Here is a 369-nt window from a genome sequence, read left to right on the forward strand (position 1 = left end):
ATCATCTTTTAGTAGGCACTACCGATACACCTTTAGATCATCATCAATTGGAGCCAAAACCCATGAAGCAAGAAATAAATTTCATTTTGGATACCTTAAAAGATTATCTGAAAATTGTCCCCAAGGAAAAAGATGTACTAAGCGTATTCGTAGGTCTCAGACCTCTCGTACTACCTGAAAACAAGGAAGTGGGCACCAAAGAAATATCCAGGGACCATAAGCTTAAAGTCACCGCATCCAAATTGATCACCATTACAGGAGGCAAATGGACCACCTACAGGAAGATGGCAGAAGATACGGTGGACCAAGCTATAGAAGTTGGTAGTTTATCAGCCGGCCCATGTCAAACACAGACCTTAAAAATCCATG

Annotated in this window: 1 protein-coding gene; it reads left to right on the forward strand. The window is 41.2% G+C overall.

Annotation, left to right across the window (positions count from 1 at the left end):
- Positions 1-62: 62 nt before the first annotated feature.
- Positions 63-369, forward strand: a 307-nt coding sequence (locus EIZ48_RS31720) for a hypothetical protein (RefSeq protein WP_500690639.1), incomplete at its 3' end; no start/stop codon positions are given.

Source organism: Photobacterium alginatilyticum, from assembly GCF_009910675.1.
GTDB lineage: Bacteria > Pseudomonadota > Gammaproteobacteria > Enterobacterales > Vibrionaceae > Photobacterium > Photobacterium alginatilyticum.